The sequence below is a fragment of the Nostoc sp. genome (genome assembly GCF_036919675.1).
Lineage (GTDB): Bacteria > Cyanobacteriota > Cyanobacteriia > Cyanobacteriales > Nostocaceae > Nostoc.
Window position 1 is genome coordinate 1 of record NZ_JBALCP010000045.1, and the last position, 26,448, is coordinate 26,448.

Here is a 26,448-nt window from a genome sequence, read left to right on the forward strand (position 1 = left end):
CTTTAGAAAATGCGACCACTAAAATTCATCTCTGTTTTGTCAGACTTATGCTCCGAAGATTAGCTACTTTATAGATCCCAAATGGGTTCTATAGAGAGCAAGAGCGATCACGAGAAAGAGTTTAATTGATAATGCAGTAATGGGAGTCAGCGCACCATAACTTTATAACAAACAGGTATTACAGCTTGACTTATTTTTAAGGATGCGATCGCACTTATAGAAAGCTTTATGTAACAAGAGTTTGATAAACTCTTCAAAATTTTAAACCTCTTCTAATTGTATTGCTGGCATGATAGTGTTCACAAAAAAATCTCAGTGGCGATTGCCTAACTTAGCCCTCAATTAAGCAACACCATTTTCTCGGCAATATCAAGCTACCACAGCTAAAATCAGTAAATATACTTGCTATTAATGATTATTATTATTATCAAGATGCTGTCTTTTGTTTTTTTTGAAATATTTTATTCTTTGGAAGTCCCTAACGTGGCACTGACCACGATCGCACTTGACCCAACGTGACTGGCATAATATTGGCAACGTCGATCGTGAATCGATATACCTTCTTGGCGCGACTGCTGTTCTCGGAGTCGAAAAACTTGAGTTTCACATCCCAGCAATTGCTGTTAAGGCGACAGAAGGGGCTTTTTTCAACTTCGATGCTTTCTAATCCCATGCCACTAACAATCGCTTCAGAAAAGGTAGAAGCAGCTTGAAAGGCATTGGTGGCGGCGAAATTAAGAGCGCGATCGCGGTCTAGCTGTCCCAAGTTTCGCAGATCGTAGTAAATACGATGCAGAAAACTCTTGAGGGAACGCCGCATTGCCACACCATCAGGAACGCTGGCTTCAGGGCTAACAGTGTTAGCGGCTGCTTCCACAAGGGAGTTGACTTGCCAGCCATACATTCCTCGGATGTTCGGTAGGGCGAGGACAGGGACAATTTGACCAGAGAAGAGTTCGACTGTGCGATCGGTTAGACTGCCGGGAATACTGACTCGCTCAATATAATCATCGCTGGATTGGGGCTGAATTTGTCCAGCCAGCATCATCGCAAAGACGGCATAGATTTCACTGGCAAAAGCCTTTTGGGGTTCTAGCACGTAAATGGGGGTGAGTTCCTGGTTCAACGTCCAGATTAGGGATTTACCTTCAGTGGGGCTTAACTCTAGGTAATTAACCATCTGGCGGGCATCGTAGGGATTGGCGGGAATTAATACCCCATTGATGCTGACCACAGGTATCCGTTGTTTGAAGGTGTCGCGGCGGGCTTCGGTGCCGAAATCGTAGCCGAGGGTGCCGAGGGCGTAGACTTTTTTGGAGACGGCGCTCTTAGTGATGGTGGAAGGGGAGAGGGGGAGAGGGGGAGAGGGGGGAATGTCTGCAAGTGTGGCTGAGGCGGTAATCAGTTGAGTGGGTGCAGAAGTGTGAATCTCACTTTTGGGTTGAGAAAAGTCTGTTACTACAGATTCGTAACTATCTGGCAAAGAATTGCTGATCGCTGGCAGAACGATTTGTGGACGGACAGGATGAGTAGGTTGAACGCTAGACAAGGGTTGCCCCGTCAGTAATTGATAGGCTCCAGGAATATTTAATTTCCCGGCTAAACAGCGTTCTGGTTCTTCCACTTCTTTCGGATCGCAAGGAATGGCACTGTTGAGAAAAGCCATCCGCACCGCTTCAGCGTTAGGTTGTTCGCCACGTTGCAATTGCAGACTCATCAGCAACGCAGAGATACCTGTCATTAGGGGAGCCGATAAACTAGTGCCTTCTTGCCGCACAGGTTCATCGGTGCCTGGTTCTGCCGCCAGGATGTTTTCCCCCGGTGCCAAAATGCCCTGTTCCTGATACTGTCCGCCCCAATTACTATAGTTTGCGGGTTGCCCATTGTCCTTCATCATGCCCACTGCTAAAACATTCGGTAAAATCGCCGGAGCGCAAAACCATTCGCCTTTGTTATTGCCACTGGGAGCCACAATCAGAATGTTATTATCCTGACATTGTTTCACCGCTTTTTGGATCATTTCGTGGGCAAACCCGGTTTGAGTGGGGTGGCAGGCGGCACAATGAATGATATTTACCCCCAATTCCAATGCTAGGTTAAAAGCATGAGCCAGGTTCAGGGGAGATAGAGCTTCATCGCTAGTTGCTGTTTCAAACAGGGGAATGTTAATGGCGGTGCAGTAGGGAGCAACTCCTTCAACGGGAGAACCAGGTTGCCCGAACATCGTGGCAAAGATGCCAGTCGCGTGGAAGATACCCCCTAGACGTTCTTTCACTGGTTTGGGAATTTTGTCTTCTAAGGCTTTGATCTCTGCCTCTAATGCTGCAATTGCGGCAGCATAATTGATATTTGAAGATATTTCTGGTTTCAGTGGTCGGTGAGCGGAGCCGAACCGTGGTTTTTGCTGTTTGGAGGTGCTTAACTGGCGATATTGCTCCATTACTGGAGCATCTGTGTTTTCTAGTAAAGCATTGAAGATGCTGGTGATGGAACCATGCGATCGCACCGGATTCGACGGTGTAACTTGAGCGATGGATGGCGAAATTTGATTCGCTTTGCTATCCCCTGCATTCTCCTTTTCGCTCTGCTTCAATGCCTTTTTTAAAGCCTTTTTCTTGTCCGTCAACGCCCGAATTTGACGTTCCTGTTGGATATGGATCGGATCAATAGGCTCTAGTGTCTGTTGCCAAAAGGGATTGACTCTACTCAAGTTTGCACCGCGAAAGCAAGCGCGATCAAGGTCGGCAGGGCCATCAAGCACAGCAATTTTGATGCGGGAATCGCCGCGTGTGAGGGCTTGGAGTTCGGCAAAACCAGGAATCGTAATTAAATCAGGCATAGGAATTTAGAGGTTTAATAATTTATTGAGGAAATATTTTGAGCAAGGCTTTTTATTTTTTCAGCGAACCCAGCATAAATTCTCCAACTGACGACTCAACATAAGCGTTGAGTTGGGCAACTTTGCCGAACTGTTCGGAGTTACCGCCACCGATCGCAGTGGGAGCTAATTTCATGGCAGTGGCAACGAGATAAAATGTTTGATACAAAACACCAATATGTTTCAAAATCAAACCATAACCGATGCCATGATATTTCCAAAATAGCCGCCCAAATCTAGCAGTCACAATTAAAAGAACTTGCGGAATATCCTGTTGTGCAGTTGCTTTCCAGGCATCGAAAATTAAAGCTTCAACCTCTGGATGCCAATCCGCGATCGCGTGCAGAGTGTGAGATAGGGGTTGATAGTGGTATAATCCTGCATCTAATCCCTGACATCGATTAATTACTGGATAAATCTCTAATTCGTATAATGCACCGCCAGAGGGATAGGGACGTTTTGTGCATTCTCCAATGTTCATAGGATCATCTTCAAGGGTGTAAACCTCTTTGACTCTGGCACAGCGATATAAAAACTCTCCTAACTGAGATAATGTAATGGGCTGATCGTCGTAGTCCCGAATCGATTGTCTGGATTCGATCGCCTGCGTCAGTGAAATATCGGTTTTGGCTAAGGCTTCTAGGTTAGGTTTCTCTAAGGAAATTACTTGTTCGCTCATGGGCGATTTCACAATAGGAAATTGCTCATGATCCTCGAATTGAGGAATTTCCGATTTACTCGGCTCGTCTAATCGCTGTAAACGAGTTTGGCGATGAAACAGCAGGTTATGAAATTTCCATTGGGATAAGGCTTTACTTTCGGGTTCTAACGCAATCATCCCAGTTGCCATGAGCAATTGCATGAACGCTTTCACTATCTCTGCATCAATCAGCGCATCTGCTAAAGTTAAGAGGGTGTTTGACACATCAACTTCAGCCAGTTTGCCAATTAAGGCTGTCGCCCGCCAATCTAGCAGAATAATTTTGGCAATGGATAGGGGAGATTCTAAAACAAACTGTTGGTTTTCTTGACGCAGAAAGGCAAAACGAGACAGCATCAAAGGCTGTTGCCAATCAAAAACAGGTGCAACAAATTGATAATTTTCGGCGATCGCAATGGCAGTTGCCAACGGTAAAACGGAATGACTTATCCAGCCGAGGCTAATTAGCTTTTGCAACTCAAACTCAAAATTTAAACTGGCTTCGATGCCATCCAATTCAGCAATCACAGCTTGGAGTTGTGAAACAGTTTGGGTAGAATGCAAGAGGTGTTCTAAGGCAGTTCTCAATCCTGGCTGAGGATGTGATAATGTCAGGCGGTGTTGAGGTGATTGCAGTGTGAGTTGATCGCCTTCAGTTGTGAGGGAGATGTCAGGGCGGAAAGAAACGGTGAAGAAATCGGACATCTTATTAAAATACCATTGGCATTGGGTTCATTTGGTCTTCGGTCAAGGGGGTAGTCAGCCATCCCAGTTTCACAGGCACATCATACAGCCGTCCAGCCCCAAATCTTGACCAGAAGTGGCGTAAACCAGGGGCGATCGCTTTGACAACAGGTAAGCCAATATCGGGGCGGGTTTGGTTCAGCACCAGCATTTCTAGCCCCACTTGTCTGGCTGTTTCCACGCAGGTTAAAACGTCTTGATGAATATCATCACTCCATTGCTGCGGGTAATCTGTGTATAGTTTCGTACTTTGCTGACTGCAAGGTGCGAGATAAGGCTGATTAGCTAAGGTTGCCTGGGTAAACCAATGATATAAGGCGGAGTCTGAAGGAGTTGAATAATCTTGCTGGTCTACAGCAAATCCAATTTGATTGACTTCGGTGACGGCTCGTAAAATGGCAATTTTCGGGTCGAAATGCGCTCCGTATCCGGCGATGATGCGTTCGTCACCGCCACCAATATAGCGAGATACGGCGGCAAAGGCGGGAATTTTCACGTCTGTGGTTAAATCAAGCACCCACAGTTCGCGTTGCTGGCTCCGATACCAATTCTGCAAATCTAATAAGTAAGGTTCGTTGAAACTGGCGAAGTCCACACTGGGACGGGACAAGCGATTATACCACCAAATCGCTACACTATCTCGCTCTACCAGTTCCAAAAATCCTTGTAAAATCGCATCTTCTAGGGTTCCTCCGGCGGCGTTGCCGTTGGAATCGGCGGAACAGAAGCGATGCTCTTTAGGCAGTTTGTAATTATAGTAACAAAAGGCGGTGGGGAGGTATTTGTGCCGTTGCTCAGTTAATGACCATACAGGAGTCCAATCGATCGCTTGCTGTTCGTCAAAGGGTTTGGGAATCCAGTCATGATCGACGATCGCTTTCTGATTCAACTCCTCCCGGTTTTGATACTGAGTATCACTAAATAGCAAACACTCTTGCGGATGAATAGCGCGATCGCCCAACTCAGCCAACTGAGAATTAATTCGAGGTTCATCCCCTTGATAGATGCCAGAATAGCGTTCTATTGCTTCACAAAAACCGCTAGCTTGGGATTGGCGATCGCTCTTACCTTTACCGCCACTTTTGTGTGCTAAGGATTTTCGTAGCTTGTTCAGACTGGAAGAAGTACCGAAGGCATGGGTGGCGCTGTAGGTATGCACAAAGGGATTGTTGGGGTCAGAAACCCGCACTAGAGCGCTGACGACTCCGGTAATCGGGCTAATCAAATGCTCATAGCGTTGCAGAATTTGCTCTGGTGTAAAGGCGCGATGTCCGCCATCTTGAGTAAATAGCTTTTTGCGGCTGGTAAGGGCGATCGCACTTTTGACCTGTTGACTGACTAAATCGGGATTCCCACAGGCGGGACATTGAGGACGCTGGGTGAGTGTGTGGGTATGACAAGTGAAATTTGTCTGATCTAGCGTGATGATTTTTCCTGCCAATGTCTGAATTTTTGATTCTGGGATGCACTGCTTAACCAGCCATTTAGCAATTTCAGTAGTGGTTAGTGCGATCGCAGTTTGTACAGTCGAAGGCAACCCAGCAACAGCAGTTGGTAAACACCCATGTTCCTGTTTCTTCTGCCGCAAAACGGATGCTTCCACTTCCCGGTTCCCGTTGAGTCGATGGGCAAGGCATTCCCAACATCCTGTTTCCCCTGGATGAAAGACGGAACCAAACCAAAGCATTCCGCCAATCGGTTTGACGAGTAGCCAGGGTTGCTGAGTTTGCAGCATTTTCTGATTGATGCGGCTAAGTTCTGGTTGCAGATAGTCATCTGTCAAGACTACTAGTAGAGAAGTCGAATCGGGCTTGGGTGCGTCAGGCTGCCACGGCTGCACCGCCAAAGCAATCGCTTGTAATGACTCAACCAAAGGTTGCGCGTCAATGGCTCCAACAGTTTTAATTAATACTTGTGTATTCGGTAAGCGATCGCTCACTACTTGCGGATCTACACCTAGCAGACTCCAAAATGCAGCAGCTTCGCTCTTGAGGCTGTGGGCGGCATCGGTGAGGTAGCCTTTGGCATCGAGGCGATCGAGGACATATTCAATATGCTCAGGTGCGACTTGTCCATCTAGCTTTTGAATAATTTCTTCTAGGGTGTATTGACCATTGAGCAGAGGGATAATCTGGCAATAGAGGCTACCTGTCAGCGCGTAGGTGGCATATTCACCCAGTAAATAGACATTTTTGGGTTCAACGATTTCGACACGGAAATGAGGTTTAATTTGAGGAATTTTCATTGTTTTCATTGGCGAAGAAAGTGATTTTACAACGTTGAGCAAAGATTTTAGCTTTTTACAGTTAGGTATTTAAAATAGGAATTAAGTGGGTTTATCGCTTTAGGAGTTTTTTATGCCTTCTCCATTTCCCGGTATGAATCCTTATCTAGAGCATCCTTCCCTGTGGGCAGGAATCCACCATCGGTTAATTAGAGCGATCGCTAATCACCTCGCCCCCAAGCTTCGCCCGAAGTACATTGTGGCAATCGAGGAGCGTGTGTATGAGGTGAATGGCGACACGGCTCTGCTGGTGGGTGTACCAGATGTCTCGGTGCAAAGTTCGCTCTCTTTAGCCCGACCGACTGAATCCAATCTTGCGGTTGTTTCCCCAACAATGCCGATGGATGTGTTGCTACCGATGCCAGAAATTTTGACAGAAGCATACTTAGAAATTCGCGCTGTGGAAACTGAGGAAGTCGTGACCATCATTGAGGTGCTTTCTCCGAAAAATAAACAGGTGGGAATCGGGCGGTTGCAATACGAAACAAAGCGGCTAAAGATTTTAGGTAGTGCTACTCATTTGGTTGAAATTGATTTGTTGCGCCAGGGAAATTCGATGCCAATGGTCGGAGATTTTTTGCCAAGTCACTATCGGATTGTGGTAAGTCATAGCGAAACTCGTCCGAGGGCTGCTCTTTATGGGTTTAATTTGCAAGATAGGATTCCTGAATTTCCAGTACCGTTAAGGGCTAATGAACCAGAACCAACCATCGACCTCAAGCGATTGCTCGATGATATTTATGATCAGGGAAGCTATGACTTAAGGATTGATTACAGCCGCTCCCCAATTCCTGCTTTGTCAGAACCGGATATGGCTTGGGTGAATGAGATGTTGCAACAGCAGGGGTTGAGGTAAGTAGGTCGGCGTAAATAATTTTCTACTGAAACTAGCAATGTCGAGAAAACCAAGAAATTTCCAAATTGGAGAGACTTATCACATCACAACTCGGTGCAACAACCGAGAATTTAAACTGCAACGGTGGGAATGCCGGGAAGTGTTTCTTTATGCCATCAAGCAAGCTCTTGACAAATTCAAGTTTAAGCTGTATGCCGTCTGCATCATGTCAAACCACATACATTACTTGATTGAACCGACTCAACCTAATGATTTGCCGAAAATCATGCACTTCCTCAACTGGTACACCGCGATGTGCTTTAATCGGATGCAGAAGCGCACGGGGCACTTTTGGGAGAAGCGATATTTTTGTGATGGCTTTCCCGTATCAGATAAGGAACGGGCACTCAACACACTGCGCTACATTCACGGAAACCCCAAAGCTGCAAAAATGCGATCGGGATTTTTTTATGAGTTCAGCAACTATGGCAGTTATGACCAACTCACCCATGATGGCTTAACTCAGTGGCATCCAGCATTCTTAACCCTTGGCAACAACTTGGAAGACTGCGCCGGGAAATACCGAGGGTTCTGCAAGCGGTACAACCCGAAAAGTAAGCCAGCTAGAAAGTGTAATTGGGGAACTAAACTCCTATCTGGCTTAGACCTCAAGGGAACCATAAGCAGCAGAGACGAGCGAAGGAGTGAAAGGAATCGAACCAACAAATCAGCCAATTCAACTCAACCTTCATCTTCTCCCGCTTCCTCATCTCCACCTGCGAGGTGCCAGGTAACGGAAACCCCCGTCGTGAGGGCAAAAGCCTCGCAATTCATCCGGGCTAACCAGGCTCTACGAGGGGAGTCAAGGCAGAAGTGAAGTCGAAATTGATTCCGGGGTAGAGCAGGAACTTACTCCGCGTCGTCTCCGTCATAAGAACATCTACACCCCCCCATTTCAAACAATATAGAGGCTGAGGCTAGTACTGATGCACTACTACCAGAGGCATCCGCACCCAGATGGGACAGGGCTTCTTCTGACAATTCAGCCAGTTCAGCAGGCAATTGTCCAGTAGTGATGCGGTTGACGGGTTGTGCCGCTTGGGGCATCAAGTTTTTGTTATCCATAAGATGTTTTTCCTTTTTTCCTTTTTTCGTTTGTAGATGTCCCGTTGTCGAGCCATTGCTCAGTCGGTGGGTCTGACCGCTTTTGCGTGTTAAATAAGATTGTGTACAGACGGGGAGAGGGCGAGATAGCTAGGCTACCTGGAGTGTCTGTGGTTCTGGTAGCGGTTTCCCTGTCTGCTCGTAGCCATATACCAGGTCTTCTAAAACTTCCCTGGCATTTTCAAGGGCTTCTTCATAGGTCTCACCGTGGGTTCGAGCGTATTGCCCCCACTCAGGTGAACTAGCGACGTATGCTTGGTCGGTCTTAGACCACTGAATCAAAATGCTATATTTCATTCTGAATCTCCTTGCTGTAACTGCTCCAGTTCCTCTAGTACGCCACGGCGTAAATAGAGCAACCATTTAAAATCCCTAAAAAGCCCAATATTTACTTAGGAAAGAGAAAGCGATTACCGAAAGATATTGAACAGACCAGAGGCGATCGCTTCATCTTATACCCAAATCCGCCCCCGCCGAAATGGGGGATCTGCCTCGGTTTTCTGTTGTTTTGCCATCTCCTTAAACCAGTAGCCGTAATCTTCCAATCCGGTTGATCGCGTCAGCCGTTCTTGGGGGTCAAGCTTCAGCTTCAAAGGAATCTCCACTTCCTCCCAGACGGCATCACCGCTGAGTGTTCCCACTGCCCGATTGGATGTTTTATCGGCCAGGATTGACCCGACTGTTTGATTCAAAGACCAATAGCGCACTAAGCCCAGTTCTCGCCCAGTCATCGGGTACAGCCGATTCGCTTCAATCTCTGCCAGACTTCGCGCATACCGCCACACCCGCACCTCCAGCAGTTTGCCCTGAAAGCGGGAGTCTGGCACGTCTGGTTGTCCACCTAAATAGGTATTGCCAAACGATAAGACTGGGAAAATTGCCTTTTGATTGTCATTGTGTACCCCATTAATGTAAAGCTTTGTATCGCCGGGACGACTCCCTGCCCGTGTCACTGCAACATGATACCAGCTTCCAGATGTGATGCCTGCACCCACCGAAGCGATCGCTTCACTAGAGAGGGGAGTTTGAAACTTCAATTCGCCGCCTTCCAGATAAAACAGCGTTTCCCCATCGGCAAAAATCACCTGCTTCCCGGCATTCGTGGCAGGATACACCCAGGCTTCGATTGTAAAGTTTCCTTGCGGTTTTAGCGCTCCGCCACCAGCAGAGATCCCCTGATGTTTTTCATCAAGCACTAACACCATCTGGCTACCCTGCAATCTCACAGGGGGGATGGGTGGAGCGATCGCCGGAGTTGGCGTTACAGGTGGGTTTGATTCTCCAGAGGGTTGAGGTGGACTGGGTGCGACATTGGGTGAGGCGCTTGCAGGTTCTGGCAAGGTTCCAGATTGTTCGATCGGTATAAACTGTTCAGGTAATACTGGAGAGGGACTGGGTGAGATATTTGGTGAGGCGCTTGCAGGTTCGCTCGGCTGCTCAATGGCACTCAACCCTTTATATATTAGGTTTCCATCAATATTTTCAATTCCATCCAAGACTATTGAGGTTTTGTTGAGTGAACCATCCCCCTTTCTGCAAGTGGCTGATAGTAGATTTCCCTGAACAGAGATGTCGCTACAACTTCCTTGGTAATTACTAGGCTTGTTAGGGTCAATTATTGTTAATTGTCCATCAATATTTTCAATTCCCTTCAAGACTATTGAGGTGTTGTTGAGTGAATCATCACGTTTTCTGCAAGTGGCTGATAGTACATCTCCCAGAATAGAGATGTCGGTGCAAGTTTCTTGGTAATTGCTATTGATTACGGCAGGAGCGATCGCGGTATCTGATGGTTGAGTTAGTGCAGCCGGACTGGGTGCGACATTCGGGGGGGCGGTTGCGGGTTGGCTTGGTAAACTTTCGGATGCAGTCGGTGAAGATGAGCTTTCTTGATCGGAGGGAGCCGCAGGAGAATCAGAAGACACAGATTCAGCCCTTTCTAGAATCCACCAATCTTTAGTGTCTTCCGCAGTTGTAATGTAGCCAACAGAGCCAGTATCAGCACACAGTTTTTGATTATTGTAGGAACAGTTGGTGAGGTAAACCCGCTCATCATAGCTAATTGCACCTTTCTTTCCAGAAACTTTAGTAATCAACCAGCTCTGTTTCTGTTCATCATAGCCATCTTGCCAATAGTAGCAATCGTGGCTATTGGTAAAAGCCCCCAAAATGTCATTATTACCTGTTGCTAATTCTGTAGTTTTGATTTTGATGCGACTTTGTGATTTTACCACCTCACCCTCGTTACCTACAAGTTGAAGCGTCACTTTTCCCGTGTTTCCTAACTGGGGAAAGTTGTATTGCCCGCGATCGACAGCAACAAGGTATTGATTTGTTGCATGCTTGAGATAAAAGGTGTCACCAAATTTAACGGTATTATCAGCCATAATGTTTCTCAAAACTAGTTGGTGAAAATAAGTTTTCTGGTATCAAAGGGAGCTTTTTTGAGTCATAGAGGTTAAATTCAAGTGGGCAAAATTGCTACAATCGACATAATCTCCCTCTCTATCCAAATCCAGCACAGAGTAGAAACAGCTAATTTTGGGCTGTTTTGTTTCGTTTTTGCGATCGTGGTTCCTCAAGAGAAAAATTTAGAGGAACGTCCCCGCAGCGAAAGTGTGAAAGCAACCACAGCCAGATGTTTTGAGTTGGTTATAGCTGCGGTACTCAAATCCTGCCGGATCGTTAAAGTTTGCGCCGTGCAGTAATTTCATCCGAATGTTAACCAACTCTTCCACACTGCCGTGAACCACATCAACGGCTTCATGCGGCTGGATTAAATCGGGACGTTTGACGGGAGGGGATTGTTTGGGAAGTTTCATAGTTGGGTTTTTAGTGAATTGCGGCGTGTTGTGGATGGGATGATCCAAAACGTCCAGTGAATATTCTTAATCATTATGCCGAGAAGGGGGCAGGGGGCCGGGGGCAGGGGGATAATTAGCGTTTTATGAGCCAGGGGGATGGATTGTTGATTATGGTCACTAGAATGCCTAAAACTCGGTTGTAAGTTCCATAAATTTCTCTGCCTGTTTCAATGTTTAGATAACCGCATTTAACTGCGAATTTAAGCCAAGTTTGGGTTTCTGCCGCTTCTGATTCACAATCATTCAATTTAGCGATAAAAGCTGCCTCATAACGGCGCTTTCTCCATGCTTCTGCCAGATTTGCACAAACAGAACGAGATGAACGACGAATTTGATCGGTCAATGAATACTTCTCCTCCACGGGAAACTTCTTTGACAGTTCAAAGATTTTCATGGCAACATCAAATGCCATTTTGTATACTTCCAAGTCTTCATGACTTTTAATTGGTTCCTTTTCCATTTTCCCTGCCCCCTGCTCCCTGCCCCCTTTCCTCTTCGGTAACCAGCTAACCAATGATGGCTTAACCCAGTGGCATCCAGCTTTTTTGCAATTAGGCAACAACTTGGAAGAATGCGCTCGAAAATATCGCGGATTTTGCAAACGCTACAACCCGAAAAGTAAGCCAGCTAGAAAGTGTAATTGGGGAAATAAACTCCTAGCTGGTTTAGACTTCAAAGGGGACAGGAGGAGCAGGAAAGATGGAAGGAGTGGACACAATCGAACTAACAAGTCAGTCAATTCAACCCAACCTTCATCTCCCCCTGCTCCTCGGAAACCCCCGTCGTGAAGGCAATTACCGAGCAATTCATCCGGGCTAACCAGGCTCCTAGACGGGAACAAAGTCAGTTTTGAGGGGAAAAGAAGTCCAGGGGAGAGCAGGAACTTACTCCGTGTCATCTCCGTCATAAGAACAACCACACAACCACACACATGGCGCGGAGGCTAGTACTGATGCACTATGATTGCTGGCATCTTCACCGAGTTGGAATAAAGCTTCTTCTGAGAGTTCAGCCAGTACATCCGGCAGTTGTCCAGTGGTGATGCGGTTGACAGGTTGTGCCGCTTGGGGCATTAAATTTTTGTGGTTCATAAGATGTTTCACATGTGTGTAGTTTGTGGATGTCCCGTTGTCGATCCTTTGCTCAGTCGGTGGGTCTGACCACTTTGTGAGGAGAATGAGAAGAAGTGATAGATAATTTTCCCCCTGCTAGAAAGCCCCCTGCCCCTACTCCTCTTTTCCAGGTGAGAGCGATCAATCAAGATTGATAGAATAATAGAACTCTATCCAGAATTGTGTTCCATGTCGCATATTCTGATTGATATTGGACAGGTAGTGGAAGATTTGGACAATTGGGGAAATAAACTCCTAGCAGGTAATTTTCCCCCTACACCCTGCCCTGCGTTCCCTAATATGGTGTAGACCAAGTTCTCACATCGCCCAGTGTCACCGGAATCAAATCGCTGACATCAATGGTGAACCGGAACACTTTCTTGGCACGCTTACTGTTTTCTGGGTCAAAGAACTTCAGCTTCACATCCCAACAATCGCTATCCAACCGACAGAAGGGGCTTTTCTCCACATTGATGCTGTCCAGTTCCATCCCTGTTGCCACCGCTTCAGCAAAAGTAGAAGCCGCCTGGAACGCATTAGTCGCCGCAAAGTTGAGCGCCCGATCTTGAGACGTGGTGCCGAGATTTCGTAAATCGTAGTAAATCCGGTTGAGGAAACTGCCCAACGTGCGCCGGATCGCGTCTTCTTGGGCATTTCCGACGGTAGTTTGCACTGTCTGTATGGCGGCAGATACGAGTGTATTCACCTTCCAGCCATACATGCCTCGCGGATTTTGCGGTGCCAGCAACGGCACCACCTGCCCAGAAAAAAGCTTGACGGTGCGCCCGGTCAAAACTCCCGGAATACTCACCCGTTCGACATATTCTGGGCTGATTTCTGCCTGAATTTGCCCTGCCAATAGTTCTTGCAAGACGGCGTAGGTGTCTCGCGCAAACGCTCCTTGTGGCTCGATCGCATAAATTGGGGTCAACTCGATGTTCAATGTCCAAATGAGCGATCGCGATTCCGAAGGACTTGCCGCCAGGTAATCCACCATCTGCCGTGCATCATAGGGGTTCGCTGGCACGATAATCCCACCAATACTATAGGCAGGCATCAATTGTTTGAAAGAGTCTCGCCTTGCTTCAGAACCAAAGTCATAGCCAAGCGTACCCAAGGCATAAACAAGTTGACTCTCAGCGAGTTCGCTGGGAGCCTGACTAGCAGTAACAAAGTTCGATGCAGAATAAGTCATGGTGGGTACGCTTTGAGTCCTTGAGTGAGTGGTGGTGGCTCTTGAAACCGGGCTTGAGGCAGCAATTGAACTTGCAGCCGATTCAGACTGTACAGATACGGCAGCAAGGGCTGCGGCAGGTTGCAGGGCTGTACCTGTCTGCGTGAGGGGTGCAACATTCATTAAATCATCAACGGTGCGACTATCTAATGATTCGATCTGGCTTTCTTGGGTTTCTCCACAGCCGCAGCCAGAAGCCACAACCGTTGACAAAGTATCTGACACAGTTCCTCCAAACAGGTATTCAAGAGTTCCAGAGATATTGAGTTTGCCAACCAAACAACGAGGTATATCGGGGGTATCGGCAGGCGAACAGGGTAATGCAGTATTTAATAGTGCTGCCCTAACTTTTTGCGGATTGGGGGTTTCGCCCCGCTCTCTTTGTAAACTTAATAGCAACGCTGCCACTCCCGTTGCGATCGGTGTAGCAAAACTTGTCCCGCTCAACCGAGTTGTTTCACCTCCGGGCTGTGCGCCCAAGATGTTCTCTCCAGGTGCTAGAATGCCTTGCGCCTGGTAAGTTTCGCCCCAGTTGCTAAAGGCGATCGGTTTACCCAGATCATCCATTGCCCCAACCGCTAACACTGCGGGCAAGGCTGCCGGAACGTGTAAACAAGCGCAGCCATCATTGCCTGCTGCTGCCACAATCAGCACATTCTTTTCTAAGGCTTGCTGCACGGCTCGTTTCAGCCACCCTTCTGCCTCACCTTCATCGGTGAGTTGCCCACCGCTAATGTTAATGATGTCCGCCCCAGCGTTGACAGCTTGCTCGATGGCCCTTGCTAAATCGAGTTGAGACAACTGCCGTCCTTCATCTGCAAACACCGGAACGATCAAACCTTTACATTTTGGGGCAATTCCCCTGACAGGGCTACCCAACTGACCAAAGATGATACTGGCAACATGAGTGCCATGCAGAGACATCGCGCCATCAGGATTTGCCTCCCCACTAACCAGCGTCGGTAGCACGGTCAAGTCTGCTCCCAGGAAACAGGGATGCTTTAAATCAATCAGTCCGTCGAGTAAAGCAATGCAAATTTGTGGGCTACCAGAGGTTTTTGCCCATAGTGGCTCAAGAGCTAAAAGATTCATTCATTAGAGCGATCGTGGGCTGTCAGCTTTTTTATATTTACTAAATCACACCATGCTAAGGTGCTTTTAACAATCCCTCTTTACAATATTTATATCTGACATTCCGTACTTCAAAATGTACTATTAGCCCTCTTCTTTCACTTTCCGAGTAAGTAAGTCGGCACGATAAAACCTATCTATGTTTAGTTTTGTAATTACTGTAGAATTACACATTTATAAGCTGTTCGCTGAGTTTACATTTCCTCACATAGGTTAATTTTTTAACGCTGACTTACTTATTCTGAATAAAAGGATTAAAAGAAAAAACTCTGGAAGGTAGGTAGGATAATGGATGTAGAATTACAAATCTTGAAACATTTAGCAAGAGATGCCCATCCAACAGTTGCGATTTTAGATGAATATTGTGCAGAATATCAAGACTTATTTAAAGAAGTAAGAAATTATAAGTGCTTCAAATATTTGCACTTGGGAATAATCTCACCAATAAAAATAAAATCATTACCAGAAATTGCTAAAGTAGTAAGTATAAACTCTGCTCAGTCATTACATCTTATAGCAAATTCAGATTGGTCAGTAAATGAATTAAAAATCCGAAGATTAAATCAATTGCCACGAGGTTGGCGCTTATTTTTCGGGCGAATCTTACAATCATTGAAGTAATACTGCTCATAGTAAGCATGGGATTCTCTCTCCCATCCTGCATCCTTTAACTTTAGCTCTACATACTTACGGCAAGTATTCGCTTCATTACTCATTTATTATTTTTCTTGACTTCATCGTTTACTTGTCCAACTTAACCGCCAACTGCTGATAAATCTCATCCAACCATACCGGAATTACAGGCTTACCTGCATCTAAAGATGCGATCGCCTTCTTTCTGTCAAACTCCACAAGTTCAAGCGATCGCTTCTGTGCGTCTGACAACAGCATAAACCGCTTACCTTTACCTGAAATAAATAGGTCCGGCTCTTGGTCTTTCAGCTTTTTCAGCGTGGTGCTGGCTATGTCAAAACTTAACCCCACAGATAACCAATATGACATTGCAGCCAATTCTAGCAAGTTTGATTTTGAGTAATAAATACTACGTCCAGTTCCAGTCTCACTGATGACAGGAACAATCACCCCCCTTTCTCGCCAATACTGTAGCTGACGGAGGGTGCAGCCTGTGATTTCAGCAGCTTCCTTGCTTGTAAAAAATGTCTCCTGCATACAATTTATTTTACAGAAGACTTGTTTAATACAAATGTGTTAGTATTAGACAGTATTGTTTTAAAACGATGAGTCAAATCACTATTCAGTGTCGTCTTGTAGCCTCAGAGTCATCACGCCACCAACTATGGGAGTTGATGGCACAGCTAAATACGCCACTGATTAATGAACTACTGCGTCAGGTAAGTCAACACCCAGAGTTTGAAACTTGGCGACAAAAGGGTAAACACCCTACTGATGTTGTGAAACAACTCTGCGAACCTTTGAAAACTGATCCTCGCTTCATTGGTCAGCCTGGACGGTTTTACGCGAGTGCGATCGCATTGGTGAACTACATATATAAATCATGGTTTGCGCTAATGAAGCGATCACAGTACCAACTAGAAGGTAAAATTCGCTGGTTGGAAATGCTCAACAGTGATATTGAATTGGTAGAAGCCAGTGGTGTCAGCTTAGATAGTCTTCGCATTAAAGCTGCTGAAATTTTGGCTCAACTTACTCCTGTCAATACTACTGAAACTCAATCAACGAATGGGAAAAAAGCTAAAAAGCGCAAAAAATCTCAAAATTCAGTTAGTGACACTTTATCAAAGAACTTATTTGAGGCTTACGGCAATGCAGAAGACAACTTGACTCATTGCGCTATCAGCTATCTGCTGAAAAATGGTTGCAAAATCAACGAGAAAGAGGAAGACGCTAAAAAATTTGCTCAACGTCGCCGTAAACTTGAAATTCAGATTGAACGCCTCAGAGAACAGCTAGAAACACGAATTCCCAAAGGACGAGATTTAACCGATGCTAAATGGTTAGAAACTCTTGTCGTTGCCACTCATAACGTTCCAAAAAATGAAACCGAGGCGAAATCTTGGCAAGACAGCCTTTTAAGGCAATCTAGCAAAGTACCTTTCCCGGTAGCTTACGGAAGCAGCGAAGACATGACTTGGTTTAAAAACCAGTTTGGGCGCATCTGTGTAAAATTCAACGGACTGGGTAAGCATAGCTTTCAAGTCTATTGTGACTCTCGCCAACTCCACTGGTTTAAACGCTTCCTAGAAGATCAACAAATTAAGAAAAATAGCAAAACCCAACTCTCTAGCAGCCTGTTCACCCTACGTAGTGGGTGTATTGCTTGGCAAGAAGAAGAAGGTAAAGGCGATCTTTGGAAGGTTAACCACTTAACCCTCTACTGTTCTGTGGATACCCGCCTATGGACGACTGAAGGAACCAATCAAGTAAGGGAAGAGAAAGCCGAAGAAATCGCTAAAGCTATCACCAATACAAAAGCCAAAGGCGACCTCAATGAAAAACAGCAAGACCATATAAAGCGGAAAAACTCCACCCTAGACAGAATTGATAACTCTTTCCCTCGACCCACTAAACCTTTATATAAAGGTCAATCTCATATTCTTGTCGGTGTTAGCCTTGGTTTAGAAAAGCCTGCAACAGTAGCAATAGTAGACGGGACTACAGGTAAAGTCCTTACCTATCGCAGCATCAGACAAATACTTGGTGAGAACTACAAACTGCTAAATCGACAGCGACAGCAAAAGCACTCTTTATCCCATCAACGCCAAGTAGCTCAAACGCTTGCTGCACCAAATCAATTTGGAGAATCGGAGTTAGGGGAATATATTGATAGATTACTGGCGAAAGAGATTATTGCGATCGCTCAAACTTACTCTGCTGGAAGTATTGTTCTACCTAAGTTGGACAATATGCGAGAGCAAGTTCAGAGTGAAATTCAAGCCAAAGCCGAGCAAAAATCAGAATTACTAGAAGTCCAAAAACAATATGCCAAACAATATCGAGTTAGCGTCCATCAATGGAGCTACGGTAGATTGATTTCTATCGTTCAAAGTCAAGCGGCTAAAACCGGAATTGTCATAGAGGAGTCAAAACAGCCGATTCGAGGTAGTCCACAGGAGAAAGCGAAAGAATTAGCGATCGCTGCTTACCATTCCCGCAAAATAAACTGATTGACAAAACACCGAACCTTGATAATAGAATAAGAATATTCAATAGCGCCGCAGTTCATGCTTGTTACAAGCCTCTGTGCTGTGTAAATTTGGGTTAGTTTGACTGCTGTTAAACAGTCTTGCTTTCTGACCCTGGTAGCTGCCCACCTTGATGCTGCTGTCCCTTGTGGATAGGAATTAGGTGCGCCCCCAGTAATAGAGGTGCGGGTTTACCGCAGTGGTGGCTACTGAATCACCTCCGACCAAGGAGGAACCCACCTTAATTATTTTTTGGCATGGTAAAGCGGGGGCGATTTCCCTGGGACTCCTGCCAAAACTTTAAATCGCTTGTTTAATAAGGTTTATAGCCTTTAATGTGTCAGTTGATTTCTTTTTTAATTATTAACTGACGGGCGATTTTGGGAGACGTGACAAAAATGCCTTTATAACTATTGGTAAATCAAGGGTTTGAAGCGCAGAGTTTCAACACTCCTCCCAGCTAGAGGCGAGTTGAAAGGCTTAAGAGAGCTAGATACTCAGCTAATCATTGCTAAAGTTTCAACACTCCTCCCAGCTAGAGGCGAGTTGAAAGAACCAATGGAACAGCTAACAGAATCTCTACAAGTTTCAACACTCCTCCCAGCTAGAGGCGAGTTGAAAGATCGACATAATTTGGTAATCCTTCTTCCTTTAAGTTTCAACACTCCTCCCAGCTAGAGGCGAGTTGAAAGTTCTGGATTGTGGGTGATGCTCACACCGACAAGTTTCAACACTCCTCCCAGCTAGAGGCGAGTTGAAAGCGTCAATTTCTCAGTGGAGAGCTTGTACGAAAAGGTTTCAACACTCCTCCCAGCTAGAGGCGAGTTGAAAGTAAAAGCTGGCGAAGTCACAGAACGCAGCCACACAGTGTTTCAACACCCCTCCCAGCTAGAGGCGAGTTGAAAGAGTGGAGTTAGTCAATTAATCAATCAATCAATTAAATTTGATTTTCAAAAGTAATGTCAGAGTAGGGTGGGTTGAAAGATGGGGCAAATTGAGAATAGAAAAGTTAAACACAGCGTGAGCTTTAAAAGCTGTGTTGTCATGTGCCAAGTTTTATACGTCACATAACACATCACCCTGAAAAGTTTAATGAGATTATTTTATTAATAGTTAGCCAACACAATTTGAAGACAAAAAATTTGTTAATATAGACATTAATTTGTTAAAAATGACATTAATCTGTTAACGGTGACAAATAATTAGTTAATGTACAAAATCAATCCAGATTTTGCAGCCCCATCGCAATCTTACTGTGTTTCTCAATTTGTCCCATAACTTGTTTTGCTCGTTGAATCACCACCGCTGGTAAACCCGCCAATCTTCCCGCCTCAATCCCATAAGACTTATCAGCACCTCCTGGTTGGACTTGGTGCAAAAAGATAATTTGGTCGGGTAATTCCTTCACCGTCACCTGATAGTTAGCCACATTCGGCAGAATGCTAGCTAGTTCATTTAACTCATGATAGTGAGTCGCAAAAATCGTTCGCGCCCGAATATCCACTGCTATATATTCCGCCACCGCCCAAGCAATGGAAAGACCATCAAAAGTTGCCGTTCCCCGACCAATTTCATCTAACAATACCAGCGACCTAGATGTGGCATGGTTGAGAATATTTGCAGTTTCATTCATCTCCACCATGAACGTAGATTGACCAGTTGCAAGATCATCCACTGCACCTACACGGGTGAAAATGCGATCGCATATTCCCAATTTGGCAAACCTAGCTGGTACAAAACTACCAATTTGCGCCATTAGCTGAATCAATCCCACCTGACGCAAATAACAACTTTTGCCACTCGCGTTTGGCCCAGTGAGAATGATTAAATCAGGAGTAACAGAGGAAGAAAGAGCAAGAGTGGTGGATTTCTTCTCCTTCTCCTCTGCGTCCTCTGCGTCTTCTCTGTGAGACGCTTCGCGATTGCGGTTCGTTTCTTCCCCTCCCAATTGAGTCGAATTCGGTACAAAGAAACCCGCAGGCAAAGACTGTTCCACCACCGGATGACGCCCATCAACAATGTTTATCTCCCTTCCTGGCAACATTTCTGGACGACAGTAACCTTGATGCACCGCCAACTCAGCCAAACCACATAACACATCTGCCGCCGCCACTGCCCGAGACAGATTGCGAATTACTTCCGCCTCTTGTGCTACCTCTTGCCGCAACGCCGTAAAAATCTCATATTCCAACTGATTTAAATCATCTCGCGCCGTGAGAATCCGGGCTTCTCGTTCCTTCAAATCTGGGGTGATGTAGCGTTCTTCATTCGTCAGGGTTTGCTTGCGGATGTAATTAGCGGGTACTTGGTCAGCCTTGGTGCGGGAAATACCGATATAATAACCAAAAGTTTTGTTAAATCCTACCTTCAGTGTCGAAATTCCCGTATTAGCCCTCTCATCAACTTCTAAATTGGCAATCCATTGCTGGTCTGCTTCTACAGTCGCTTTCCTTTCATCTAATAGGGAATTCACGCTAGGGCGAATCAATCCGCCTTCTTTGATTAGTATGGGTGGCGACTCCACAAGATGCGCGTGTAACTTTTGTGCTAATTCTTCCAACACACTTGGGACTTTCTGCAAAGCTTTGAGGAAAGGAGAACGCGCCTCAGTTACTAAGTGGGATAATTCTGGTAAGCGGGAGAGAGAATCTGCCAAAGCTACTAAATCTCTAGCATTAGCTGTACCAGAACCCGCCCTTCCTGTGAGTCGTTCCAGGTCATAAATTTGGCGTAACAACTGCCGCAAATCTTGACGCAGGGGCGTATTTTCCATCAATTCTTGGATGGTATCTTGCCGCGCTCGAATGCCTTTAATATCGAGTAGTGGCTGCAATAACCACCGCCGTAAAGCACGCCCACCCATCGCTGTACTAGTTCTATCTAGTGCCCAGAGTAGAGAACCGTGAAAAGTACCATCCCGGACTGTTTGGGTAATTTCCAGGTTACGACGAGTTTGATTGTCAACAATTAGATAGTCTTTGTCTGTGTAAGTACGAAGTTTCTGGAGGGAAACTGGGTTTTCCTTTTGGGTATCTTCCAGATATTCCAGAAGACCACCAGCTGCCCGGACGGCGAGGGGAAGATGATCACAACCGAGTCCTTCAAGCGATCGCACCTTAAATTTCTGCAATAACCTCGGTCTAGCTTCACTTTGGGAAAAGGGAACTTGCGATCGCAAACTATAGCAAAATGATGTTGGCAAACACTGGGGAAGATGGGGTGAAGTTTCTCCTGGACGTAGCAAACTACCCAAATCCGGCGCATTTGTAGGAACCAGCACCTCTGAAGGTTGCAAGCGCATTAATTCCTGTGTCAGATGTTCTAAATCACTACCTTGAGTCGTGAGAAATTCCCCTGTAGAGATGTCTGCATAAGCTAAACCCCAATGATTTGCGGCAATTACTACTGCTGCTAAGTAATTATTGCGACTTGATTTGAGCATTCCCTCTTCTAGCAAAGTCCCAGGAGTCAGGATGCGCGTTACTTCCCGCCGCACTAATCTACCAGCAGCTTCAGAAGCATCTTCCACTTGGTCGCAAATTACGACTGCATAGCCTTTTTCTACCAGCATCGTTGTGTAGCGTTCCCAAGCGTGGTGCGGAACACCAGACATTGCCACTCGTCCCTGTTCCCCAGCTTGCTTACTAGTGAGAACTAATTCCAATTCTTGCGCTAGTTTTACAGCATCTTGGAAATAGCATTCAAAGAAATCTCCTACGCGATACAGCAATACTGCGTGAGGATATTTATCCTTCGTCTCGACATAGTGCAGATACATTTGACTTAGCTTACTGCGGTCTACCTGTCGATGGTCGGAAATAAAAGTACTCGCGTCAGGCTTGTTAGATGGAGTTTCAGAGTGAGAAGCGGTCATAGATGCTATTGGGTTACGCACGGAAATTCCCCAATATCTGATGATAGCTTGATGTTAGAGATGAATAGCGATCGCTCAAGAATTTTTTACTCTTCGTTATATTAGCTTGCTGATGTACCCATTGTTGCAGCTAGTGTGGTAAAGAGGCGATCGCAGTATGGCGAAGCTTGGCGAACTTTAGCTACATTCAAGAACGTTAAAAGCTTCGGAGCGTGTCTTGTTTTATGATACTTGCCCTTCTCTGTATGGCGAGTAGCTGCCTCAAGCCATACTTTCAGAGTACCTTTAGAAACTGTTTCTACGCTACAATATCGTGTCATTCCCTGAAGGATTCCATCTTCCCTGAATCCTTCACCATAAAACTCTTTTAAAGCATCAATATCAGCAATAAACCACGCTTCCATTGTTTGTACCATTAGGTGACACTGTTCATCTTCAAAATTGACTGCATCTAAAATCCAAGGGTGATCTTCTGTTCTATTTCTCAGATGTTCCCAAGGTGTAAGAGTTGAATCAACTGGAGATTCAGCATCAATTAATAAAACATTGAAAGCTTCTGGTTGAGACTCTAAAGCAATTTTAAAATCTTCATAAGCATCACTCCGCGAGCTACACATAACGATAATATTTTAATGTTTTCACCAGCAATATCATATAGTTCTTGAAAAATTTTATAAAACCTTGGCGTAGTCCAGTTATGGTTTCTTTTCCACTTCTGATCCCACTACGGAAGCCAGGGCGTTGTCTAGGTAGCAGTTCAATATCATCTTCGTCTCCAGCACCTTCAATGTAAATGTATATGTTCATTACCAACGATTTCCACCAATTTGACCCATCTGGCAGAGATCGCCAAGGCTATACTTTTCTAACCATCTTTTCAATCTATCAGGTTCCTGACGGTGGAGATGGCTACCTTTTTGATCTCGCTCACAAACTATTACTGATTGGGGATATTCAGTTAAAGCAGAAACTAAAGCATCAGAATGAGTTGTAACTATTAATTGTGTTCTCTGTGATGCTTCGATTAACATTTCGGCAATAGTGGATAAAATATCTGGATGTAAACCAATCTCTGGTTCTTCAATACAAATAAGTGGTGGTGGAGTTGGGTCAAGCAGTAAAGCCATTAAGGCCATTCAGTAGCTAACTGCTTCAATTGTGTGGAATTCCAAAGTTCACCCACTTGAGTTTCAAAAACTCCCCAAGGTATAACTCCATCCGCTACTTTCACTAAAATATTACCGAAAGCTTGAGCAATTTCATATCGCTTAGAGTTAGCTTGTGCAATGTGATTACCAGTTTCTATAATTGTTGCTATTGGTAGTATAAACTTTGCACCTTGTTTTTCTTCTTCCTGAAAACGGGCTTCAACTCTTTTTTTATTCCATTTATCATTATCGGAGCCACAAGTCTCTTTACCGGGTACACCTAAGTAGACGCAAAGTATGGATGTGTCAATAATCAAAAGCTTTCTCATATCTCATTTTACTTATTATCAGAAAGGCTCTTTTCAATTGCGCCTTTAGTTGCTAATCTGCCCAAAGTCCCTGATGCTAGTAAAAGAGGAAGATTTTCAACATCTTCTAAAAATTGAGATAATTAGAGATACTAGTTTCACTAAGTGATTGAAATTCAATATATTCTTCTCTAACTTGGACTATATGTAATGTGCTTAGATTAATCACATACAAATAATCTGTTTGTTCATCCTCACCCTGAACTAATATCTTTAATGTAAACTCAGTTTCCTTCTTTTCTGATTTTCTTACAGCCCATTCTACACCACCGCGAATAGAAGTAAGCGTTTTATCTCCTGCTAAAGCTGCTTCCAGATTCTCACCTCTAGCTATTCTTTGTAAAAATTCAAAAGCTTCAACCACATTAGATTTACCACTTGCATTTGTACCAATGAGAACAGTTAACGGGTCAAGTGGAAGCTCCGCATAACGAAAACTTTTCCAATTTTCTAGGATGAGTTTCTTAAGCATCACCAACTCCAAAAATGCTAAAAATTTACTTTTACTATTTCGATAGGCTTAATAGGAAAACTTTGCACTCCTCTGCGTTTAAATTTAAACCTTCAATTTGCTAAGGTTGATACCAGCAATTACGGGAATCCTTAACCCCAAATGTAACCGTAGCGCTAGCCAGTCACTGAAAGCTTCTCTTAATTCCCGCCTACATTCTTCTAAGGTTTTATAATTTGCCCAGACTTCTTGTACGCTTGGAATTTCACCCCAATAAGTTTGATTATCTTCAATAATCTCATAAACCGCTAGTTCCATTGCTTGGTCAATGTAGCTTGCCAGCATAGCAATTAAAAAATCCAGTACTTTACCTAAATTTAGCTCCTAACAGTGGCGATCGCACAAAGTTTTTTCATCCTTCAACATCTCACCAAAAACAACAAAGCTAGTGAGATGAGTAAAAAATTGCATAATTACTCATTTCACTAGTTATATTTTGCTGCGCTAATGAGTCGAACTTGCGATTAGAGAATTAATCCAGAATGAAAAAATGGCTGCCTTAGGACAACTTGTTGCTGGTATTGCACACGAAATCAATAACCCCGTCAACTTTATTGCTGGGAAACTTGTCCACACCATCGAATATAGTCAAAATCTACTCAATCTTATTAGATCGACTTTTGGCGAAGGGACTGAGTTTATTATTAAAATTCCAGTTCAACTTAAATCTTAACAAGTTCAGAAAAAAGCCGTAAAATTTTAGCGAAAAAACAAGCGATAAGCAAAGGATAAACATTTTTATAAATAGTCAACATTGTCAGTTTTCCTTCACTTAAAGATTGAATTTTAACTATAAGTTCCTGCTCTCTCAGTAATGACTTTTACAGGTTCTGACACGATATCATTTAACTTATTAAACTCTCCAGCCCGCCAGCTATCTGTTATATCCTTGATAAAACTAGCAATAGGGATCGCAATTAACAAACCCAGCACTCCTCCCAACTTTGCCCCCAACAACAAAGAAATCACCACCCACACGGGATTTAAGCCAGTCAAATTACCAAGAATTCGAGGTGCAACAAAATTAGAATTAACTTGGTCGATCGCAACAGCTACACCTAAGACTTCAACTCCTAGCCAAAAGTTTTGCAACGCCACCAACAAACTTACTATGGCGATACCTACTCCTGTACCAAACGGGAAAAGAGAAAACAAACCAATACCGATACCAAAAAGTAAAGCCAAGGGAACTTGCAGCGCCAAAAACACCAGTGTAATTGTCACCCCTAACACAGCTCCCAATGTTGCTTGACCGATGAAGTAATTGTGGAAATCCTCTCGCAGTAATTCCCGCACTTTTAACCCAATGTTACGGGGAAACCACTGAAAAACTCCGTCCCAAAGGCGTTCGCCGTTCAATATTAAGTAGATAGTCAGCACCACCGCCAGCAGCACGTTGAGGACAATACCAATGGTATCGACGGCAAAACCAAGAATTCTCCCAGTGAAGGACTGAAGTTGGTTAGATAATCGGTCGAGAACTTGGGTAAATAAACCACTTAAATTAATCGGAAGCTGTTGTTGGCTTAACGCCCAATCCTGGAAAGCTTGCAGCTGCTGAGTCCCAGAATCAATCCAACTGGGCAAAATATTAGCTAGCTCGTTGATCTGTTGGATAATCAGGGGAACCAAGGTGATGCCTAAACCCACTAAAACTACCACAGTCAAAAGCAATACTCCTGTGATCGCTAAGTTGCGTTTTACCCCTTGTTCCTGAAGAAACTGGATTGGATAGTTCAATACAAAAGCCAGTAGGATGGCGGCAGCAATAATACTAATCAAAGGTTGAAAATACTGTACAACCTGGAGTAATAGCCAGCCGTTGAGAATAATAATCGGAAATGCCAATCCTATAGTTAACCATCGCGGTAGTTTGTTTACTGATTGCATTAGTGATGACTCCACAAGAGTTATAACTTTATTTTGGCTTTTGGGGATTGGAACTGGGGACTAGAAAAAAGTTTTCTTATATACCCATACCCTATACCCAATTAAGTCTGTTGATTTGTCTCGATAAAATCCAATATAATTCGCTGATGCACATTCCCCAAAGGTCGCACTTCGCCAGCGTTTTCCGAATAACAGTTACCTTGGTTAATATCTTCTAGGGTCAATAACCCCATATCCCAGCCTTCATTCAGAACCAGTTCATTTAATTCCACCAAGAGTGGTGCATGAAAGACATGACGGACTACTCTTTCGTCAAAATAACAGCCAAATTCAACAAAGGATGGTAAATTATAGCCGATTTCTTCTAAGATTTCTCGCTTCACTGCTAGATCCGGCGTTTCATCAACTTCGATATGACCGCCAAAGAGTCCCCAGTAACCAGGGTAGAGAATACCGGGGATATTGTCCCGCAGTTGCATGAGAAATTTATTTTTTTGGTAGAGAATTGCGATCGCCACATGTATCGGCTGATTATTCATATGTTCAT

At 44.6% G+C, this 26,448-nt stretch carries 23 protein-coding genes, 2 pseudogenes and 1 CRISPR repeat array; of the genes and pseudogenes, 5 read left to right on the forward strand and 20 right to left on the reverse strand.

Annotated features, from left to right (window positions below; translation table 11 throughout):
* Positions 1-478: 478 nt before the first annotated feature.
* Genes V7K49_RS08755 through V7K49_RS08765 form a run of 3 tightly spaced genes read right to left on the reverse strand, consistent with a single transcriptional unit; the run spans position 479 to position 6,567 of the window.
* Positions 479-2,839, reverse strand: coding sequence for a S8 family peptidase (locus V7K49_RS08755; protein ID WP_335205244.1), 2,361 nt, complete (start codon positions 2,837-2,839; stop codon positions 479-481).
* Between the two features lie 52 nt (positions 2,840-2,891).
* Positions 2,892-4,283: a SagB family peptide dehydrogenase gene (locus V7K49_RS08760; RefSeq protein WP_335205245.1), complete on the reverse strand. Its 1,392-nt coding sequence runs from the start codon at positions 4,281-4,283 to the stop codon at positions 2,892-2,894.
* Between the two features lie 4 nt (positions 4,284-4,287).
* Positions 4,288-6,567 carry a TOMM precursor leader peptide-binding protein gene (locus tag V7K49_RS08765; protein ID WP_335205246.1) on the reverse strand — a complete coding sequence of 760 codons (2,280 nt, stop codon included), beginning with the start codon at positions 6,565-6,567 and terminating at the stop codon, positions 4,288-4,290.
* Between the two features lie 112 nt (positions 6,568-6,679).
* On the opposite strand from V7K49_RS08765, the gene V7K49_RS08770 reads away from it, so the two are divergent.
* On the forward strand, positions 6,680-7,462 hold the full coding sequence (locus V7K49_RS08770; protein ID WP_335205247.1) for a DUF4058 family protein: 783 nt from the start codon (positions 6,680-6,682) through the stop codon (positions 7,460-7,462).
* Positions 7,463-7,499: 37 nt separating this feature from the next.
* A complete protein-coding gene (locus V7K49_RS08775) occupies positions 7,500-8,318 on the forward strand; it encodes a transposase (protein WP_335205248.1) in 819 nt (272 codons plus the stop codon).
* Positions 8,319-8,350: 32 nt separating this feature from the next.
* Here V7K49_RS08775 and V7K49_RS08780 read toward each other — a convergent pair whose 3' ends face one another.
* The 7 genes from V7K49_RS08780 to V7K49_RS08810 form a co-directional block, all read right to left on the reverse strand.
* Positions 8,351-8,566, reverse strand: a complete 216-nt coding sequence (locus V7K49_RS08780; protein WP_335205249.1) for a DUF5837 family cyanobactin class RiPP — start codon at positions 8,564-8,566, stop codon at positions 8,351-8,353.
* Between the two features lie 129 nt (positions 8,567-8,695).
* Complete coding sequence (locus V7K49_RS08785) at positions 8,696-8,902, reverse strand: type II toxin-antitoxin system HicB family antitoxin (RefSeq protein WP_335205250.1); 207 nt, start codon at positions 8,900-8,902, stop codon at positions 8,696-8,698.
* A 155-nt stretch (positions 8,903-9,057) separates the two neighbouring features.
* Entirely contained in the window at positions 9,058-10,992 is a 1,935-nt protein-coding gene (locus tag V7K49_RS08790; RefSeq protein WP_335205251.1) for a LamG-like jellyroll fold domain-containing protein, read from the reverse strand.
* Positions 10,993-11,196: 204 nt separating this feature from the next.
* A complete protein-coding gene (locus V7K49_RS08795) occupies positions 11,197-11,427 on the reverse strand; it encodes a cyanobactin biosynthesis system PatB/AcyB/McaB family protein (RefSeq protein ID WP_335205252.1) in 231 nt (76 codons plus the stop codon).
* 115 nt (positions 11,428-11,542) lie between these two features.
* Positions 11,543-11,929 (reverse strand): four helix bundle protein, encoded by a 387-nt coding sequence (locus tag V7K49_RS08800; RefSeq protein ID WP_335205253.1) that lies wholly within the window; start codon positions 11,927-11,929, stop codon positions 11,543-11,545.
* A 424-nt stretch (positions 11,930-12,353) separates the two neighbouring features.
* Positions 12,354-12,560 (reverse strand): DUF5837 family cyanobactin class RiPP, encoded by a 207-nt coding sequence (locus tag V7K49_RS08805; protein WP_335205254.1) that lies wholly within the window; start codon positions 12,558-12,560, stop codon positions 12,354-12,356.
* A 316-nt stretch (positions 12,561-12,876) separates the two neighbouring features.
* A complete protein-coding gene (locus V7K49_RS08810) occupies positions 12,877-14,907 on the reverse strand; it encodes a S8 family peptidase (protein ID WP_335205255.1) in 2,031 nt (676 codons plus the stop codon).
* Positions 14,908-15,234: 327 nt separating this feature from the next.
* On the opposite strand from V7K49_RS08810, the pseudogene V7K49_RS08815 reads away from it, so the two are divergent.
* Positions 15,235-15,516 (forward strand): annotated as a pseudogene (locus V7K49_RS08815) (IS701 family transposase); the annotation flags it as partial.
* A gap of 171 nt (positions 15,517-15,687) precedes the next feature.
* Here V7K49_RS08815 and V7K49_RS08820 read toward each other — a convergent pair.
* Positions 15,688-16,116: a MerR family transcriptional regulator gene (locus V7K49_RS08820; RefSeq protein WP_335205256.1), complete on the reverse strand. Its 429-nt coding sequence runs from the start codon at positions 16,114-16,116 to the stop codon at positions 15,688-15,690.
* 68 nt (positions 16,117-16,184) lie between these two features.
* Here V7K49_RS08820 and cas12k point away from each other — a divergent pair, with 68 nt between their 5' ends.
* Entirely contained in the window at positions 16,185-18,092 is a 1,908-nt protein-coding gene (gene cas12k, locus V7K49_RS08825; protein WP_335205257.1) for a type V CRISPR-associated protein Cas12k, read from the forward strand.
* Between the two features lie 457 nt (positions 18,093-18,549).
* Positions 18,550-19,016: direct repeats of the CRISPR family, unit length 39 nt; unit sequence AAGTTTCAACACTCCTCCCAGCTAGAGGCGAGTTGAAAG.
* Positions 19,017-19,329: 313 nt separating this feature from the next.
* Here cas12k and mutS read toward each other — a convergent pair.
* From mutS to V7K49_RS08860, 7 genes are all read right to left on the reverse strand, one after another.
* Positions 19,330-21,984, reverse strand: a complete 2,655-nt coding sequence (gene mutS / locus V7K49_RS08830) for a DNA mismatch repair protein MutS (protein ID WP_335205258.1) — start codon at positions 21,982-21,984, stop codon at positions 19,330-19,332.
* A 101-nt stretch (positions 21,985-22,085) separates the two neighbouring features.
* Positions 22,086-22,601, reverse strand: a complete 516-nt coding sequence (locus V7K49_RS08835; protein ID WP_335205259.1) for a DUF4276 family protein — start codon at positions 22,599-22,601, stop codon at positions 22,086-22,088.
* Positions 22,594-22,791, reverse strand: coding sequence for a hypothetical protein (locus V7K49_RS08840; protein WP_335205260.1), 198 nt, complete (start codon positions 22,789-22,791; stop codon positions 22,594-22,596). Before V7K49_RS08840 ends, V7K49_RS08835 begins: the two co-directional genes overlap by 8 nt.
* Positions 22,791-23,111 (reverse strand): AAA family ATPase, encoded by a 321-nt coding sequence (locus V7K49_RS08845; RefSeq protein WP_335205261.1) that lies wholly within the window; start codon positions 23,109-23,111, stop codon positions 22,791-22,793. Before V7K49_RS08845 ends, V7K49_RS08840 begins: the two co-directional genes overlap by 1 nt.
* Positions 23,111-23,461, reverse strand: a complete 351-nt coding sequence (locus tag V7K49_RS08850; protein ID WP_335205262.1) for a hypothetical protein — start codon at positions 23,459-23,461, stop codon at positions 23,111-23,113. Before V7K49_RS08850 ends, V7K49_RS08845 begins: the two co-directional genes overlap by 1 nt.
* Before the next feature lie 106 nt (positions 23,462-23,567).
* The gene (locus tag V7K49_RS08855; protein WP_335205263.1) at positions 23,568-23,972 is read right to left on the reverse strand and encodes an AAA family ATPase; all 405 of its coding nucleotides are present in this window, start codon (positions 23,970-23,972) and stop codon (positions 23,568-23,570) included.
* 84 nt (positions 23,973-24,056) lie between these two features.
* Positions 24,057-24,296 carry a type II toxin-antitoxin system HicB family antitoxin gene (locus V7K49_RS08860; protein ID WP_335205264.1) on the reverse strand — a complete coding sequence of 80 codons (240 nt, stop codon included), beginning with the start codon at positions 24,294-24,296 and terminating at the stop codon, positions 24,057-24,059.
* Positions 24,297-24,480: 184 nt separating this feature from the next.
* On the opposite strand from V7K49_RS08860, the pseudogene V7K49_RS08865 reads away from it, so the two are divergent.
* A pseudogene (locus tag V7K49_RS08865) lies at positions 24,481-24,621 on the forward strand (ATPase); the annotation flags it as partial.
* 176 nt (positions 24,622-24,797) lie between these two features.
* Here V7K49_RS08865 and V7K49_RS08870 read toward each other — a convergent pair.
* The gene (locus tag V7K49_RS08870; RefSeq protein ID WP_334871424.1) at positions 24,798-25,901 is read right to left on the reverse strand and encodes an AI-2E family transporter; all 1,104 of its coding nucleotides are present in this window, start codon (positions 25,899-25,901) and stop codon (positions 24,798-24,800) included.
* 101 nt (positions 25,902-26,002) lie between these two features.
* A complete protein-coding gene (locus V7K49_RS08875; RefSeq protein WP_335205265.1) occupies positions 26,003-26,440 on the reverse strand; it encodes an NUDIX hydrolase in 438 nt (145 codons plus the stop codon).
* Positions 26,441-26,448 lie beyond the last annotated feature (8 nt).

Coding starts and splice junctions, on each gene's coding strand:
- V7K49_RS08755 (WP_335205244.1), bottom strand. CDS start 2,839: ATGCCTGATTTAATTACGATTCCTGGTTTTGCCGAACTCCAAGCCCTC.
- V7K49_RS08760 (WP_335205245.1), bottom strand. CDS start 4,283: ATGTCCGATTTCTTCACCGTTTCTTTCCGCCCTGACATCTCCCTCACA.
- V7K49_RS08765 (WP_335205246.1), bottom strand. CDS start 6,567: ATGAAAATTCCTCAAATTAAACCTCATTTCCGTGTCGAAATCGTTGAA.
- V7K49_RS08770 (WP_335205247.1), top strand. CDS start 6,680: ATGCCTTCTCCATTTCCCGGTATGAATCCTTATCTAGAGCATCCTTCC.
- V7K49_RS08775 (WP_335205248.1), top strand. CDS start 7,500: ATGTCGAGAAAACCAAGAAATTTCCAAATTGGAGAGACTTATCACATC.
- V7K49_RS08780 (WP_335205249.1), bottom strand. CDS start 8,566: ATGGATAACAAAAACTTGATGCCCCAAGCGGCACAACCCGTCAACCGC.
- V7K49_RS08785 (WP_335205250.1), bottom strand. CDS start 8,902: ATGAAATATAGCATTTTGATTCAGTGGTCTAAGACCGACCAAGCATAC.
- V7K49_RS08790 (WP_335205251.1), bottom strand. CDS start 10,992: ATGGCTGATAATACCGTTAAATTTGGTGACACCTTTTATCTCAAGCAT.
- V7K49_RS08795 (WP_335205252.1), bottom strand. CDS start 11,427: ATGAAACTTCCCAAACAATCCCCTCCCGTCAAACGTCCCGATTTAATC.
- V7K49_RS08800 (WP_335205253.1), bottom strand. CDS start 11,929: ATGGAAAAGGAACCAATTAAAAGTCATGAAGACTTGGAAGTATACAAA.
- V7K49_RS08805 (WP_335205254.1), bottom strand. CDS start 12,560: ATGAACCACAAAAATTTAATGCCCCAAGCGGCACAACCTGTCAACCGC.
- V7K49_RS08810 (WP_335205255.1), bottom strand. CDS start 14,907: ATGAATCTTTTAGCTCTTGAGCCACTATGGGCAAAAACCTCTGGTAGC.
- V7K49_RS08820 (WP_335205256.1), bottom strand. CDS start 16,116: ATGCAGGAGACATTTTTTACAAGCAAGGAAGCTGCTGAAATCACAGGC.
- cas12k (WP_335205257.1), top strand. CDS start 16,185: ATGAGTCAAATCACTATTCAGTGTCGTCTTGTAGCCTCAGAGTCATCA.
- mutS (WP_335205258.1), bottom strand. CDS start 21,984: ATGACCGCTTCTCACTCTGAAACTCCATCTAACAAGCCTGACGCGAGT.
- V7K49_RS08835 (WP_335205259.1), bottom strand. CDS start 22,601: ATGTGTAGCTCGCGGAGTGATGCTTATGAAGATTTTAAAATTGCTTTA.
- V7K49_RS08840 (WP_335205260.1), bottom strand. CDS start 22,791: ATGAACATATACATTTACATTGAAGGTGCTGGAGACGAAGATGATATT.
- V7K49_RS08845 (WP_335205261.1), bottom strand. CDS start 23,111: ATGGCTTTACTGCTTGACCCAACTCCACCACCACTTATTTGTATTGAA.
- V7K49_RS08850 (WP_335205262.1), bottom strand. CDS start 23,461: ATGAGAAAGCTTTTGATTATTGACACATCCATACTTTGCGTCTACTTA.
- V7K49_RS08855 (WP_335205263.1), bottom strand. CDS start 23,972: ATGCTTAAGAAACTCATCCTAGAAAATTGGAAAAGTTTTCGTTATGCG.
- V7K49_RS08860 (WP_335205264.1), bottom strand. CDS start 24,296: ATGCTGGCAAGCTACATTGACCAAGCAATGGAACTAGCGGTTTATGAG.
- V7K49_RS08870 (WP_334871424.1), bottom strand. CDS start 25,901: ATGCAATCAGTAAACAAACTACCGCGATGGTTAACTATAGGATTGGCA.
- V7K49_RS08875 (WP_335205265.1), bottom strand. CDS start 26,440: ATGAATAATCAGCCGATACATGTGGCGATCGCAATTCTCTACCAAAAA.